Origin of the sequence: Rhodococcus sp. KRD162 (assembly GCF_017168335.1) — a bacterium.
Taxonomy (GTDB): domain Bacteria; phylum Actinomycetota; class Actinomycetes; order Mycobacteriales; family Mycobacteriaceae; genus Rhodococcoides.
In genome coordinates this window covers 63,462-78,051 of sequence record NZ_JABFAU010000007.1, presented here as the reverse complement: position 1 = coordinate 78,051, position 14,590 = coordinate 63,462, and the positions used below count along the sequence as shown (strand labels likewise).

General features: G+C 62.7%; 12 protein-coding genes. 7 read left to right on the top strand and 5 right to left on the bottom strand.

The window, feature by feature from the left end; translation table 11 throughout:
- The first annotated feature begins 260 nt into the window (after window positions 1-260).
- Window positions 261-617 carry a hypothetical protein gene (locus J1M87_RS12055; protein ID WP_051048277.1) on the top strand — a complete coding sequence of 119 codons (357 nt, stop codon included), beginning with the start codon at window positions 261-263 and terminating at the stop codon, window positions 615-617.
- A gap of 50 nt (window positions 618-667) precedes the next feature.
- Here J1M87_RS12055 and J1M87_RS12050 read toward each other — a convergent pair whose 3' ends face one another.
- A complete protein-coding gene (locus tag J1M87_RS12050) occupies window positions 668-811 on the bottom strand; it encodes a hypothetical protein (protein WP_157226225.1) in 144 nt (47 codons plus the stop codon).
- Between the two features lie 21 nt (window positions 812-832).
- On the opposite strand from J1M87_RS12050, the gene J1M87_RS12045 reads away from it, so the two are divergent.
- Window positions 833-1,693 carry a CHAD domain-containing protein gene (locus tag J1M87_RS12045; protein WP_051048276.1) on the top strand — a complete coding sequence of 287 codons (861 nt, stop codon included), beginning with the start codon at window positions 833-835 and terminating at the stop codon, window positions 1,691-1,693.
- Window positions 1,694-1,862: 169 nt separating this feature from the next.
- Complete coding sequence (locus J1M87_RS12040) at window positions 1,863-2,414, top strand: hypothetical protein (RefSeq protein WP_157226224.1); 552 nt, start codon at window positions 1,863-1,865, stop codon at window positions 2,412-2,414.
- 47 nt (window positions 2,415-2,461) lie between these two features.
- On the opposite strand, the gene J1M87_RS12035 is transcribed toward J1M87_RS12040, so the two are convergent.
- Window positions 2,462-4,864, bottom strand: a complete 2,403-nt coding sequence (locus J1M87_RS12035) for a site-specific integrase (protein WP_008720616.1) — start codon at window positions 4,862-4,864, stop codon at window positions 2,462-2,464.
- A complete protein-coding gene (locus J1M87_RS12030; RefSeq protein WP_008720613.1) occupies window positions 4,861-6,108 on the bottom strand; it encodes a site-specific integrase in 1,248 nt (415 codons plus the stop codon). Before J1M87_RS12030 ends, J1M87_RS12035 begins: the two co-directional genes overlap by 4 nt.
- 136 nt (window positions 6,109-6,244) lie before the next feature.
- Here J1M87_RS12030 and J1M87_RS12025 point away from each other — a divergent pair, with 136 nt between their 5' ends.
- Window positions 6,245-6,487: a hypothetical protein gene (locus J1M87_RS12025; RefSeq protein ID WP_008720609.1), complete on the top strand. Its 243-nt coding sequence runs from the start codon at window positions 6,245-6,247 to the stop codon at window positions 6,485-6,487.
- A 323-nt stretch (window positions 6,488-6,810) separates the two neighbouring features.
- On the opposite strand, the gene J1M87_RS12020 is transcribed toward J1M87_RS12025, so the two are convergent.
- Window positions 6,811-7,770 (bottom strand): LysR family transcriptional regulator, encoded by a 960-nt coding sequence (locus J1M87_RS12020; RefSeq protein ID WP_206489790.1) that lies wholly within the window; start codon window positions 7,768-7,770, stop codon window positions 6,811-6,813.
- A gap of 134 nt (window positions 7,771-7,904) precedes the next feature.
- Here J1M87_RS12020 and dnaE point away from each other — a divergent pair, with 134 nt between their 5' ends.
- The 3 genes from dnaE (at window position 7,905) to J1M87_RS12005 (ending at window position 14,146) form a co-directional block, all read left to right on the top strand.
- On the top strand, window positions 7,905-11,468 hold the full coding sequence (gene dnaE / locus J1M87_RS12015) for a DNA polymerase III subunit alpha (protein ID WP_206489925.1): 3,564 nt from the start codon (window positions 7,905-7,907) through the stop codon (window positions 11,466-11,468).
- A gap of 78 nt (window positions 11,469-11,546) precedes the next feature.
- Window positions 11,547-11,690, top strand: coding sequence for a hypothetical protein (locus tag J1M87_RS12010; protein WP_157226223.1), 144 nt, complete (start codon window positions 11,547-11,549; stop codon window positions 11,688-11,690).
- A gap of 68 nt (window positions 11,691-11,758) precedes the next feature.
- Window positions 11,759-14,146: a DNA topoisomerase gene (locus J1M87_RS12005; RefSeq protein ID WP_008720593.1), complete on the top strand. Its 2,388-nt coding sequence runs from the start codon at window positions 11,759-11,761 to the stop codon at window positions 14,144-14,146.
- 70 nt (window positions 14,147-14,216) lie between these two features.
- Here the strand turns inward: J1M87_RS12005 and J1M87_RS12000 are convergent, their stop codons facing one another.
- The gene (locus J1M87_RS12000; RefSeq protein WP_042940333.1) at window positions 14,217-14,579 is read right to left on the bottom strand and encodes a hypothetical protein; all 363 of its coding nucleotides are present in this window, start codon (window positions 14,577-14,579) and stop codon (window positions 14,217-14,219) included.
- Window positions 14,580-14,590 lie beyond the last annotated feature (11 nt).

The following is a 14,590-nucleotide window of genomic DNA, read 5'->3' as shown; positions in this document are numbered from 1 at the left end:
GCTGGATGCGGGTCCTCCTGACGCCACGGAAGTGGGTCCAGATCAAGCCGTCACGACGCCACGCCGAAGCCCGGGTGGGTCCCGAATCAGACCGTCACACTGGTCCCGAATCAGACTGTCACCGCCACAAGCTCCCCCGCTCTACGCGCCACCACCCTGCATGCCCGTGTCAGGGCAGGCGGCTCACCTGACACTGTGGGAACTCGCCGCAGGGGGGGAATGCGTGGAGTCGGAGCGACCGGCGTCGCTACGCTGAGCCGGTGACCTGTACAGGTGTCGTTGCGGTGTGGAGTGGTGAAGAAGGGTGGGGCGTCGTCGAGTCGGCCGACACTCCCAGCGGCTGCTGGGTTCACATCAGCATGTTGCGGGCGATCACCCTGCCTCCGACACGCGAGCACGAGACGGTTTACATCACAGGCTCCAGCGTCGACCTGGTCGAAGGTGAGACCGTAGATTTCGAGTGGGAGCAGGTACCGCAAGACGGGTACGACTACCGCGGAATCAGCGTCAGGCCTCCTCGGGACGGTCCCACCCGAACCATCCGCTGGGAGTACGGTCGCGATCGGCATCCAGGGTTCGTGATGCGAGTCGTTCACGCCCGAACTGACGATCGCTGACACGCAGGGGGCCGACAGCGCGCCAGACGCTCAGCGGCTGCGACCACCGGTCAGAGATTCAGTGCGCGAGCGCGTCGTTGCGCGGCTCCGGCCGCCTGAGGCTCGTTCGCGAACAATATGCCGTATGTGAAGCCGTTCTCCGCGCGGGTGGGTCGGCGACTGCGTGGATCGACCGTGGTGGTTTCGATCGGCACGCATCCGGGGCATCCATAACGATGACGACATCGACGAAACCTTCGACATCGACTCGAGATGCTGGCGCAGCGCCCGTTGCCGCCTACGTGCGTGAGCAGATCAGTGCCATTCGAGGAGGAGATGCAGCGCTGCGGCGCGGTGAGGATCCGATCCATGCCACCCGCGTTGCGATCCGGCGACTCCGCAGCACCGTGCGAGTGTTCGGCGGCGCCTTCGACCCGGCCGTCGCCACCGGTCTGGACGAGGAACTGTCCTGGTACGCCGGAATCCTCGGCCACGTCCGCGACCACGAAGTACAGCGCGCCCGCTTCGCTCAAGCGGTGGCCGATCTTCCCGACGAGTGGGTGCTTGGTCCCGTGGCCGCCGATATCGAGACCACCCTCGCTGCCGAACAGCGCACCTACCGAGCCGACGTCGATACCGTCCTCGCCGGTGACCGGTATGCCACCCTGATCAAGGCCCTCGACACCCTCGACTCCTCGGTGCGGTCACTCCCACGCAGGAACGTGACGTCGCTGGCGACCAAGGCCGGCAAGAAAGCCCGCATCCGCCTGAAGACCGCAGTCTCAGGCGTGGCCGGCGATGACGAAGCTCTGCACCGAGCACGTAAGGCGTTCAAGCGTGCGCGGTACGCCGCGGAGCTGGCGACACCGCTACTCGGCACGAAGCGCTCGAAGAAAACGATCCGGCGCTACAAACACTTCCAAGAAGTACTTGGCGAACACCAGGACAGCCTCGTCGCAGCAGGGTTCCTTCGTCGCCTCGGAGCCGCGGCGGGAACCCGACCCGCAGAGAACGGTTTCACCTACGGACTGCTGTTCGCCCACGAGCAGCATGCGGCAGCAGCCGCAACGCGGCGAGTTCGCACACTGAAGCTGTGAGGTATTCGCCGATGGCCGAAGATCGTGGTTTGGTTCTACGGTGCGCTGGTGGATCTTGGTCTCGACGGTCGCGGGCTTGTCTCTGACTCGACGCCGGTCGTGACTGCTGCCCTCGATGGTCATAGCGAAACGCCCTGCACCACAAGGGCTCGCACCGAGGAGAGCTGACGTGACCCGACGGAGATGGTTGATCGTGCTGCCTGTGGTGGCAGTTCTGGTTGCGGGTTTGTCTGTCTACTTCTGGCCTGAGCCCTCCCCGAGGACGGCGATTGCGACGGTGCCGTCGTGTGTCGCCGATCGCGAAGTGTCGAGCGGTGTGCTGTCGGGGGCAACACTGAGCATTCCGCACAGTCCCGAATTCGGTTCCCGACCCGCCGATTTCACGGTCGCGTCGGTGATGGTGTGTGGGAGCCCGGACCAGCAGTTGGTGGAGGTTCCGTTCTACGCGGTGCGGCAACTGACCTACTCCGGCGACGGCGTCGATGAAGTCGCGGCAGCATTCGAGGCCACGTCTTACCGGTTTCGGGTGTCGATCCTCTACTCGTGCTCGGGTGACTATCTCAACCCTCCGGCGGTGTGGCTCGTCGATGCGTCCGGAGCCGGGTACCGGCCGCAGTTTCCGAAGAATCACTGCGGTAGACCCGACACCGAGGCCTTCGACCTACTTCGCGAGATGGAGCCGCGAACAGATGACCTGGTCGCCGTGTCCTTACCAAATTAGATGCAGCGCACCTGTCTCCGGCCCGCGTAGAAACTGATGGAGCTCCCTCAAGGCATGGCAGGGATTCCGAGCGATGTCATGGCGTTCGGGCCTGCCGTTCGGTCGAGGCTGACGAGCTTCGTTGCTGCCGCGGTGAGGCTGGTTTGGAGGCCTTCGGCTTCGCCGGTCCAGCCGTTGTTGCGTGCCTCAGCGATGCGGTCGCGGAGGTTGGCGATGATCTCCGTCAGCCGTACGCGGGCGTTGGGGTCAACCTGCTGGCTGGGGCATCGGATGCAGGCATGTTCGTGCTTGCATGGGGTGTTGTAGGGACGCCCGCAGGTTCCGAGTTCGAGTTTGCGATGCTCGAAGTGCTGCTGAAATTCGTTCCACTCCGCGTCGGTGGGGCTGCGGTACTCGTCCTCCGGTCTCTGGGCGCGGCGTGCGTCGAGGAAGGTGCGGAAGGAACGAACGAGCTCCTCGTCGAACACGGCAGTGTAGATCTGCGTTGTGGAAATGTGCTTGTGCCCGAGCAGTTTTGCGACGATGTGGATCGGCAGTCCGCTGCCGACCGATTCGGTGGCGAACATCCGCCGAAAATCGTGTGCTGTGTATCGGAGCGGGTTGCCCGCGTTGTCGACGATTCCGGTGGCGGCAAGGGTTTGGTTGAGCCACTTCTGGATCAAGTTTCGAGTCGGCACCGTCCATAGCCAGCCCATTCGATGCTGGAACAGATGCGGTAGCGGTGGATCGGTAATACGTTCGTGGCCGTCGTATCGCGCGGTCAGCGGGACTGTGCCGTCATTGGCGGTTCGGAGGCGGGCAATGATCGTTGCCAGCACGCTCGCGAGTTCCGGACTGACCAGCAGAAGGCGTTCTTCGCCGGTTTTGGACGGGACGATTTGCAGCATCGGCACGATCTCGCCGGTCGATGGCAGTGTGTAGGACACGACTGCGAGGTGGGTGAGTTCGAGGAGTTCCTCCACTCGAATTCCGGTGTGGCGGAACGTCTCGATCACCGCCCATGCCCAGAATGCCTCGTGCTCTTCTATTTCGATTTCGATGATCTCGCCGGTGTCGATGACTTCGGCGAGCACCGGTGGATGATCGTGCTGGCAGCTGGATTTCGTGAACGAGGGCGCGATGGACCGGCGGTAGCGCACTCCGAGATGCTCGAAGGTCTCTCCGACCGCCACCGACGCGGTGGCAGCGAGTAGCGCGGCCGATCGGTCACGGCGATCGTGAGCGGCATCGACCAACGAGGGAAGGTGCGGCAAACGCTCGCGAATTCGTTGGTGCACGACCGCTGTCGTCTTCGCGCGTTCTTTGCTGTATCCCTCGACGTCACTTTTGCGGATGGGGTTCGGAACGCTCCACTGCACCCAGGTGGGGTCTTCGGCTGCCCATTCGGCGATGTCGCGGTAGAAGCCGCGCACTGTCATCATCACTGCCAGTCGCCCTGCTCGTGGGCGTGTGGTTCCGTCTTTGTCGGTGATCACCGACAGTCGTTGCTTCCACCCGGCCGCAACGTCCGGCGGGAGGTCGATGGTGTCGAGGCCTGGATCGTGGAGTTCTATATCGGCCCAGAAGTTGCCGGCGAGAACTCCGGTAAGGGCGGCGAAGCCGCCGTAGTCCAGACTCGGTCGTCGTTCGTCGAGGTAGCGCACCAGAACGTTCCGCACCGTCGTGTTCACGAGGTTGTATCGGTCGACCAATTCACCCGTCGGGCGGGGTCCGCGCCGAATTGCTGCAGCGAAGCTCTTGATTCCCCGCAGGTCGGCGATACCGTCGAGTCCCGCCCACACCAGTTGCACGCTGGCCGAGGTCGGGCGATCACTGACCATGTTCCAGGCGCGGTAGCCCAGCAGGTCTTCCGGAGTGAGTTCATGGAGATCGCGCCCCGTATGCAGAACGATCTTGCATGCCACCAGCATCGCGGTGCTGCATTGTTTGGAGTTCGCCGCCAGAACCGAGACACGGGCCTCCAACGCTGTGAACATCTCGGGGTGGTGAGCGGTGCGCAGCTTGGCGTATAGCCCGGTCCACTGCATTGCTGACATGGACTCGTAACTGGGAAAGACAACCCGCGCGACCAGAAGAAGGATCAGGCCGCGCCGCAGTTCTTGGCTTCGGGTCACCACTGTTCGTGGGTCGGCATTGTCGTGGAAGGTGTCGAGCCAGTCGGACGATCCTACGTCGGCACCGGAATGAACCCAGCGCTCCTGCCATCCCGCGCCGGGGAAGGTCAGAAGCCACTCCAGGATCAGTCGGCATGCCCTTTTGGCACCGTGTTCACGAGAACCATTGGGATACAGAAATACTGGAACAGTATCGAGGATCTCTTCGATGTCGAGTAGATCCTTGGCCCCGCCGATCGGAGCGGAGTCGGCAAGGTCTTCGTGGCGCTTGAATCGGTACTGCAACCGTGGGTTGGCCCGCTGTGCGACCGGCAGCTCGGTGGGTGTCACGTTCATGACTCGACCGCTCCGAACAGCACATTCAGATCCGCAGAGTCGTAACCAGCGGCCACGGTAGGGGGATTGCTGATCATGTGTTCGGCTCGGTGCGCGAGATGATGCTGGACCCTTCGGATGGTGTCGTCTTGGTCTTCGACGAGATAGATCTCGGTCGTGGTCGACAGGTGCGCGTGCCCGAGGATCGTCTGTATGTCGCGCGAGGTGAGTGTTCCGTCGTGTGCCATTCGTATGGCTGCGGTGTGGCGGAGGTCGTGCATCGTCCAGTTGGTGCCCAGAACGTCGTTTGCCCGCGTCAGCACCTTGCGCAGCGCGTCGTAGGTCAATGGTCGATACTCCAGAGCAGCGGAGGAGTCGGATCTGCGGCGGAGGGTGAGCCACAGCGATCCGTTCACGTCCAAGGATGTTCCCAGGTCCGCGAGATGCAGGCGAAGCCACACGAACGCTTCCGGGCTGGCTGGGAGCCACTGATCGACGCGTGTCCCCTTACGTGTCACTCGAATCAACTGGTCTCCCCAGTCGATGTCTTCGAGAGAAATTCCGAGGATTTCCGCAGCTCGTGCACCATTGCTGACCGCCAAAGCCAACAATGCCCGATCCCGGTTCGAGCGCAGCGCACCGAACAGCTCGAGCCACCGATCGTCGGGTATGGACCGGGGACGCTGGACGGGAAGTTTCGGGTTGTACCGCAACCGTCCACCGGGCCGAAACGGTTCGAGCGGGTTGTGATGCGCATTCACCCGGGCCGCCCCTCGTGCCACCGGCATCGGATTGACCAGTGGGCCTTCACCGCGTTCGATCCAGAACTCGTAGAACGCCCGCACCACTGCATTGGAATGGCGGATGGTGCGGGCACAATATCGGTCGTCGAGATATCGCTTGCGGGTGATCACGTTGACTGTTCCCACAGTGGTCCGCGATTTGGTCCGCGCTGCGTTCCGAGGCTTGTCGGCCCGCATCATCCACAGAACCAGATCCCGTGACTCAGCGGAAGTCGCTCTTTCCCAGTCGATCTCGTAGACACGAAGCCATCGCCACCATCGCAAAAGGTCGTAGGCGTAGCTGCGGACCGACCACGGTCGATTACCCCGTGCGACGAAGTCGAGGAGGAACCGCCGGATCGGCTCTACCGGCACCAGATCCTCGTCGACGACCAGCCAGGGGATGGTTCCGTCGGATTTTTCGACCTTGCCCCATCGGGGGATCTGGACTTGCTCGATGTTTCGCTCTGCTTCGTCGATCATGCGACACCGCTTTCTTGAGGCCGAGGTAGGTGATGTCTACCCCGCGACACTCGGATCGGATTCATGCGATCAGGCGTGTCGCTGCGTAGTCCGGTCAACGGAGCACGCAGGAGTACTCGCGATCACGGACGGTCGAATGCCTGGTCTGGACGTGAGGATTTCGTCTCGGCCCGTCGGCTACGGCGGCATCGAGCAGGGGAGGGGCCGTATCCGCTCGATCACCATCGAGACCGCCGTCCACGGACGTGGAATCACCCAGCGCACAGGCCGTTACACCCTCACTGCACCCACGTTCGGCGAGCACGGCGTGCATTGGGCCCCCGCGAGTACCGACGCAACTCCCGTCCACCGGCCGCACCGATTGGCGGTCGCGCAATGAACGGTGATCTGTACGAGAACTGGCCTGTGACCTTCGATCCCCCCACGCGCCGCATCGTCGATCCGCCTCAGAGGGTGTTGGTCAACGTGGCGCTCACTGTGGCAGGCTCGTCGGGAGGCGGCTCATTCCGTGACGGGACGCCGCTCAAGGTCCGCTCTGAGGGTCTCTAGCCGGTGAACTGTTGTTGTTGCAATCGATTTTGACTGATTCCGGGTTGCGGGCGTGGCCCTTGCGGAAAGGCTTGTTCATCTCAGAAAGCGTTGTACAGCAACGGCTGTCGGCGATCCCTTTTGAGTGGAGTGCGCACCTGCGTGGTGCGGCGGTCATTTTCGGAACAATGCGCGATCTGGTTCTGGTAGCCATACAGAGCTGGTTTCGTTGCTGCGGTAGCTGCCGGCGACGAAGTCGATCAACGAGTTGAGCGCAGGATGGGAGCTTGCTGTCTCTCGCCACAGCAGTGCCATGGGGTAGGCGGGCGTGGGGTTCACTATGGGTACACGACGAATATTGGGATGCCACGGCGTTGTGGTTCCTTCGCCGCCGAAAGTGACTAACGACTGGGAGTCCGCGATGCGGTCGAGGATGTTGGTGAAACCTATTCCGCCGGGGTGCCGCTCGGAGTTGATTGTGACGCCGCAACTGGCGCTCAGCTGGCGGTAGAAGTCGCCTACTTCGGAGTCGAATCCGGCTCCGGGCACCCATGCGGTGAGGTCGGCGAGGTCGTCGAACTCGATGTGGTCGCGTTGCGCGAGCGGATGGCCGCTACCGACCAACAGATGCAGAGCGTCGAGGTAGGCCGGCGCAGCATTGACATAGGTCGGCAAACGATGAGCACTCCAGTTATGGCGGGCGAATGCAACATCCACTCGGCCGGCGACCACCGCGTCTCGCGATGTCTTCGACGGTCCCATCATGATGAGCTCGATCTGGGCGTCCGGGTGCCTCTCCAAGTAGAACCTCATCAGGTTTCCGTCGACGATCTGGGCACCATGCACCGCGACACGGAGTACCTGCAGTTCTCGCACCGCTGCGATTGCAGTGTCGGCCGATGTAAGGACTGTGCGCGCGTGCGGCAGAAAGCGAGCACCGTGAACGGTCAACGCGACGTTGCCGGTCTGCCGCTCGAACAAACGAGTGCCGAGTTGACCCTCCAGCTTGGCGATTCGCTTGGACACCGCCTGCTGACTTACACCCAACACAGACGCAGCCAGACTGAACTGACCCTCATCGGCAATAGCGACCACCGCGCGTAGCGCGGACAGATCCAGATCCAACTTCGCCACCTGCTCTACATCTAACAGTTGTTCGACTACGCGTGTCGATTGTTCGACTCATTGTGACTCTAGCTGCTCATATGGCTACTGGGGACGAGGTGATCCCGACAACCAGTAGGCGTTTACAACTGATCGGGGTGACCATGAGTCGAACGTCGTTCGTGCATTTGCACAACCACACCGAGTATTCGATGCTCGACGGTGCCGCCAAGATCGGGGCCATGTTCGCCGAGGCGGCGCGGTTGGAGATGACGGCAGTCGGCATGACCGACCACGGCAACATGTACGGGGCCAGCGAGTTCTACAACGAGGCCAAGAAGGCCGGAATCAAGCCGATCATCGGTATCGAGGCCTACATCGCCCCCGAGTCGCGGTTCAACAAGAAGCGCGTGCTGTGGGGCGATCGCAGCCAGAAGTCCGACGACGTCTCCGGTAGCGGTGCGTACACGCACATGACGATGGTTGCCGAGAACGCCACCGGCGTCCGAAATCTGTTCAAGCTCTCGTCGCTGGCGTCGATCGAGGGTCAGTTGGGCAAATGGGCCCGGATGGACGAGGAGATCATCGCCTCCCACGCCGAGGGCATCATCGCGACCACCGGCTGCCCGTCGGGTGAGGTGCAGACTCGGTTGCGACTCGGCCAGGATCGTGAGGCGCTGGAGGCCGCTGCCAAGTGGCAGGAGATCTGGGGTCCGGAGAACTTCTTCCTCGAACTGATGGATCACGGCCTGTCCATCGAGCGGCGTGTCCGCGAAGGATTGCTCGACATCGGTAAGAAGCTGTCGATTCCGCCGTTGGCCACCAACGACTGCCACTACGTCACCAAGGACGCTGCCGAGAACCACGAGGCGCTGCTGTGCATTCAGACCGGTAAGACGCTGAGTGATCCCACTCGGTTCAAGTTCGACGGGGACGGGTATTACCTCAAGTCGGCCGCCGAGATGCGCGAGCTCTGGGACGACGAGGTGCCCGGTGCCTGCGACAGCACGCTGCTCATCGCCGAGCGAGTGCAGCCGTACGACGAGGTGTGGGCACCCCGCGACCGGATGCCGATCTTCCCGGTTCCCGAGGGCGATACCCAAGGCAGCTGGCTGACGAAAGAGGTCGACAGAGGCCTCGAATGGCGTTTCCCCAGCGGTGTGCCGCAGGAGTACCGCGACCGCGCCAAGTACGAGATCAGCGTCATCCTGGAAATGGGGTTCCCGGCGTACTTCCTCGTCGTCGGTGACCTCATCAACTACGCCCGTTCCGTCGGTATCCGGGTCGGGCCGGGCCGTGGTTCCGCGGCCGGATCGTTGGTGGCCTACTCCATGGGTATTACCAACATCGATCCGTTGCCACACGGGCTGTTGTTCGAGCGATTCCTCAACCCCGAGCGTGTGTCGATGCCCGATATCGATATCGACTTCGACGATCGTCGCCGCGGTGAGATGGTGCGTTACGCCACCGAGAAGTGGGGCAGCGATCGCGTTGCTCAGGTGATCACGTTCGGCACCATCAAGACCAAGGCGGCCATCAAGGACTCTGCGCGCGTGCAGTTCGGGCAGCCCGGTTTCGGGATCGCCGATCAGATCACCAAGGCGTTGCCGCCGCCCATCATGGCCAAGGACATTTCGGTTGCGGGCATCACCGATCCGTCGCACGAGCGCTACAAGGAGGCCGTCGAGGTTCGCGCGCTGATCGACTCGAACCCCGACGTCGCGACGATCTACAAGACGGCCAAGGGCCTCGAAGGCCTGATCCGTAACGCGGGCGTGCACGCGTGCGCGGTGATCATGTCCTCGGAGCCGCTCACCGACGCCATTCCGGTGTGGAAGCGCGCGCAGGACGGCGCGATCATCACCGGCTGGGATTACCCGTCGTGCGAGGCCATCGGCCTGCTCAAGATGGACTTCCTCGGTCTGCGCAACCTCACCGTCATCGGTGACGCGATCGACAACATCAAGGCCAACCGCGGAATCGACCTCGACCTCGACACCCTTGCACTGGACGACGCGGCTACCTACGAGATGCTCGCCAGAGGAGACAACCTCGGTGTCTTCCAGATGGATTCGGCTGGTATGCGAGAGCTTCTACTTCGCATGGCACCGACCGAGTTCAACGACCTCATCGCATCGAACGCACTGTATCGACCAGGTCCGATGGGGGTCGGAGCGCACTGGGCGTACGCGGACCGCAAGAACGGCCGCGAAGCAGTAACCCCGATCCATCGGGAACTCGAGGAACCACTCCGCGAAATATTGGGAGAGACATATGCCCTGATCGTCTATCAGGAGCAGATCATGCAGCTCGCGCAGAAGGTGGCCGGCTACACGCTCGGGCAGGCCGACCTTCTCCGGCGAGCGATGGGTAAGAAAAAGCCCGAAGTTCTCGCCGCCGAGTTCGAGAACTTCCGAAACGGCATGCGCAGCAACGGATACAGCGACGATGCTGTCACCGCACTGTGGGAGGCCGTTCTGCCGTTCGCAGGATACGCCTACAACAAATCGCATGCCGCCGGATACAGCCTGGTCATGTACTGGACCGCCTACCTCAAAGCCAACTACCCAGCCGAGTACATGGCGGGCCTACTCACCTCGGTCGGCGATGACAAGGATAAAATCGCTATCTACCTAGCGGACTGCCGCACCAGAGGCATCGTCGTGCTGCCTCCCGACGTCAACGCCTCTCGCGTCGACTTCGCCTCGGTGGGCAAAGACATCCGTTTCGGCCTCGGTGCGGTCCGCAACGTAGGAACCAACGTGGTGGCGTCGATCATCAGGGCACGCGAGCAGACGAGCAAGTACGCCGACTTCTCGGACTACCTCGGCAAGATCGACGCCACTGCCTGCAGTAAGAAAGTCACCGAATCCCTCATCAAGGCCGGCGCGTTCGACTCACTCGACCATCCACGCAAGGGCCTGATGCTCATTCACGCCGACGCAATCGACGCGGTGATGGGCACCAAGAAGGCCGAGGCGATCGGTCAATTCGATCTGTTCGGCGGCGAGGACGCCGACGAGTCCATCTCCGCAGTGTTCAACGTCCGAGTGCCGGACGAGGAGTGGGACACCAAGCACAAGCTCGCACTCGAACGAGAGATGTTGGGACTGTATGTGTCCGGCCACCCGCTCGACGGCATCGCCACTTCGCTCAGATCGATGACGGACACCTCCATCGCGGCTGTGCATGCCGGAAAGGTTCGTCACGGCCAGAAGATCAAGATTGGTGGCATCGTCGCCGCTGTCGACCGTCGCGTGAACAAGAAAGGTGAGTCGTGGGCCATCGTCGAGATCGCTGATCTCGACGCTGCCACCGAGATACTGGTGTTCTCGACGACCTACGCCGGCTCCCAACATGCGCTCACTGAGGATTCAGTCTTACTTGTTACCGCAAACGTCAGTATTCGCGAAGGTAGAACGTCAGTCGTTGCAGTCGACATCTCCGTGCCTGAGCTGGGGAATGCCGACCCATCTCTTTCCCCAATGACCCTCACCCTCGCGGTGCACTCCTGTACACGACCGAACATCGAAGCCCTCCGTGAAACTCTGCAACGCCATCCCGGGAACACCGACGTTCACATCGCCCTGACCGGCACGACGACGACACGGTGGGCAACCGATCCGAAGTTTCGAGTACACAAGACACCAGCCCTGTACGGCGATCTCAAAGCCCTGTTCGGAGCCAACTGCCTGACAACCTCCCCGCCCAGCGCAGCGAATGCGTAGATCCCCTGGACGACGATTTCATTCCAGAACGGACACGCTCCAGCAACAGTGACGGACAGGCCAGCGAAGTAGGCCACCGTGGCTGTCGTCATCGACCGCGTCGTCCAACACCGCAGCGGTGAGATCACCCCGTTCACCGGCTACACCGGAGCCGTCGACCTCGAACGCACCGACGACGGCTGGAAAGTCGCGAACTATCGCCTCATCAGCGCAGGTCTCTAGCCGACTGGCCACCGGCAACACCCTCGCTGTCCACACGCCGCACGAACCGCAGAGAAGGATCTATTGTCATGGGAAAAGTCGGAATCCTCACCGAAAAGCCCTCCGCAGCACGTAACTTCGCGACCGCTTTGGGCGGAATGAGTGGCACGTTCGCAGGCACGGAGTACGTCATCGTCCACGCTCGCGGCCACCTGCTGGAATTGAAAGACCCTTCCGCCATGGTGCCCGCGCCTCTCACCGACAAGTACAAGAGCTGGGAGCTCGAACATCTCCCGTGGAACGCCGACGACTTCCGCTGGGAGCGAGAAATCCGACGCCGGGTGTCCGGCGGCAAGCTGGTCATCGATCCGGACGCCAAAAGCCTGCTCCACGAACTGAAGACGACCCTCTCGGGCTGCGAGAGCATCTGCAATGCAGCCGATCTCGATCCGACCGGTGAAGGCTCACTGCTGGGCTGGGAGATCGTGGAGTACCTGGGCCTCGAGAACAAGAAGCTCGAACGCATGGAGTTCCTGGACGAGACACCGGCATCACTGCGTAAGGCATTCACAGCCCGTCGGTCGGTCACGGCGATCGCTGCCGAGGGCGACTACCGCAAGGCCGACTTCCGGTCGAAGTGGGACATGCTCTCGATGCAGTTCACCAGAGTTGCGACCAAGACGACCGGGGCGAGCACGGTACTGCGTAACGGGCGGCTCAAGTCCGCGATGGTCGTGATCGTCGGTGACGGGCTCGACGCGCACCACGGATACGTCAAGAAGGCGTTCTACGAGAACCGGTTTAGGGACGAGAACGGCGTGACGTACACCGACCCCGAGGTCGATCAATTCGAGAACGAGAACGATGTTCCCGGCGGCCTGCAGTCGTCACCGGTCGCCCACGACGGGACCACACGCAAGAAAACGGGACCGCCGAGACTGATGGACCTGGCCGGACTGTCGTCTCTGCTCGCGAAGAAGGGCTTCGGAGCCAAGAACGTTCTCGACACCTATCAGAAGATGTACGAGGCGCAGGTGGTGTCCTACCCGCGCACCGAGGACAAGTTCATCTCGATCGAGCAGTTCAACGAGCTGCTTCCATCGGTCGACGCGATCGCCGGTGTGGTGGGCGTGGATCCGGCGGCGCTGAGCCATCGCGGCCCACGTACGAGCCATATCAAGGCCGGTGGCGCGCACGGTGCCAACCGTCCAGGGCCCAACGTGCCGCCGAGCCTCGCGGCAGTGGAGAAGGCCTACGGCGAGCTGGGCAAAGAGATCTACGAGCTCCTCGCCAAGAACTACCTGACGATGCTCGCCCCCGATTACGAGTACGACCAGCACCGCGGGCACGTCGAGAAATACCCGAGTTTCGTCGGCACGCTGAATGTGCCCGCAGTACTCGGATGGAAAGGTGTGTTCGTCGTCGACGAGGAGGACCAGCAGACCGGCGACCAGCCGGAAGGAGTCACCGCGCTCGGCAGCGTCGCGGACCCCTTCGTCCACGAAGGCTTCCCGCCGCGGCCGCCGCATCCGACGATGGGATGGCTGATGAAACAGCTCGAGAAGCGGAGCGTAGGTACAGGTGCGACCCGGACGAGCACCTATGCCGAGGTCACGAACAACTCGGCCGGCAAGGCCCTGATGGTCGAGAAGCGCGGCAAGATCACCCTCAGCGCGATCGGTGAACTCAACCATCGGATCCTGCCGGGCACGCACATCGGGGATCTGACGATCACCGAGCAGGTCTTCGAGCAGATGGCGCAGATCGAGGCCGGAACCGGCGAGGCAGCCGACTATCTGTCCCTCGTGGCGGATCTGGTGCGCCGCGACCTCGCGACGATGACGGCGAATGCGAGGACGTTGTCCGGCGAGCTCACCGCACGGATGGGCAAGGCCGGGGTGACCCGAGAAACGGTCGAGATGATCGAGCTGCCACCGGAGCTGCATTTCACTCACGCAGGCACGGTCGTGACCCGTGCGAAGCGGGTCTTCGGCGGCCACCGGTTCACCGACACCGAAGTAGCGGCACTGCTCGCCGGCCGGGTCATCGAGATCGTCGCGACGAGCGCGAAGTCGGGAAAGACGTTCACCTGCACGGGAAAACTCGAACCAGGAGTGAGGGACAAGGACGGCAAGCAGTACCCACACGTGAGCTTCAACCCGCAGTTCGAGGAGCGTGCACCTCGGACCGATCTGGTCAGCGGAGTGTGGAAAGGCAAACAGGTCACGTTCAAAGGCCGCGGATGGGGTGCCAACGACCACTGGCCCGGCAAGGACTTTACCGAGCAGGAAGTCGCAGCGCTGCTGGCCGGGGAGACCATCGAATTCGACGCCACGAGCAAGACAGGTAAAACCTACCGGGCCCGAGGCGCACTGGCCGCGAGCACCTTTCAGGGCAGCAAGACATTTGGATTCAAACTGAAATTCGAGGACCGCAAATCCACCGCAGGCACCAAGAAACGCACCGTGCGTCGGTAAACGGGTGCCGCAGGACAGCAGCCGGGGCCGTACGCCTGCACCCATCGGGAAACGAGTTCGAGCGGCGGGTTCAGAAGAATGTCAGCTGTGCCTCGTCGACGTGGACACGTCCGGGCTTCGTCCGGCGGGGCCGGACCGGGGGAGCGTGCCGAGCCGGCACCGCCAGTGTGGAACCTTCGGCGATGCTGAGGCCGGCAAGTGCGCGGCGCGCCAATTCCTCTCGCACACGGGAGCGTTCGGCCACGCGCGTACGTCCGATCGGAGTGTCTCGGATGCTCCACTCCAACTCCCACGCCGCCGACCCCGGCGTCGGTGCTGCCACAGCGCGGTCGGTCACCCGATCGAGTAGTTGATCGATCTTGTCGATCAACACGTGCGCACACTCATCGAGCACACGCTCAGGCACCGTGGCCGCGGACTCGTTGTCGCTCACACTCGCCACTG

What these genes read in the sequence shown, in the direction of transcription:
- J1M87_RS12025 (WP_008720609.1), top strand. Translation starts at nt 6,245, where the DNA reads ATGCCTGGTCTGGACGTGAGGATTTCGTCTCGGCCCGTCGGCTACGGC.
- J1M87_RS12035 (WP_008720616.1), bottom strand. Translation starts at nt 4,864, where the DNA reads ATGAACGTGACACCCACCGAGCTGCCGGTCGCACAGCGGGCCAACCCA.
- J1M87_RS12005 (WP_008720593.1), top strand. Translation starts at nt 11,759, where the DNA reads ATGGGAAAAGTCGGAATCCTCACCGAAAAGCCCTCCGCAGCACGTAAC.
- J1M87_RS12030 (WP_008720613.1), bottom strand. Translation starts at nt 6,108, where the DNA reads ATGATCGACGAAGCAGAGCGAAACATCGAGCAAGTCCAGATCCCCCGA.
- dnaE (WP_206489925.1), top strand. Translation starts at nt 7,905, where the DNA reads ATGAGTCGAACGTCGTTCGTGCATTTGCACAACCACACCGAGTATTCG.
- J1M87_RS12045 (WP_051048276.1), top strand. Translation starts at nt 833, where the DNA reads ATGACGACATCGACGAAACCTTCGACATCGACTCGAGATGCTGGCGCA.